The sequence below is a fragment of the Bacillus pretiosus genome (assembly GCF_051294775.1).
GTDB classification, from domain to species: domain Bacteria; phylum Bacillota; class Bacilli; order Bacillales; family Bacillaceae_G; genus Bacillus_A; species Bacillus_A wiedmannii.
The window spans coordinates 1-348 of the sequence record NZ_JBPPHF010000050.1 but is presented as its reverse complement, the minus strand read 5'-3'; the positions used below and the strand labels follow the sequence as shown (position 1 = coordinate 348).

General features: G+C 54.3%; 1 rRNA gene. It reads right to left on the bottom strand.

Annotation, left to right across the window (positions count from 1 at the left end):
• Positions 1 to 348, bottom strand: a 23S ribosomal RNA gene (locus ACSG5Z_RS29800); the annotation flags it as partial.

Here is a 348-nt window from a genome sequence, read left to right as displayed (position 1 = left end):
CTTATCCATTCAGAAAATTGATTCCCAGATAAGCCCTTTGAACTAAAACTGGTACACCTGCGGTGCGTCCATACAGGTCCTCTCGTACTAATGACAGAACCTCTCAAATTTCCTACGCCCACGACGGATAGGGACCGAACTGTCTCACGACGTTCTGAACCCAGCTCGCGTACCGCTTTAATGGGCGAACAGCCCAACCCTTGGGACCGACTACAGCCCCAGGATGCGATGAGCCGACATCGAGGTGCCAATCCTCCCCGTCGATGTGGACTCTTGGGGGAGATAAGCCTGTTATCCCCGGGGTAGCTTTTATCCGTTGAGCGATGGCCCTTCCATGCGGAACCACCG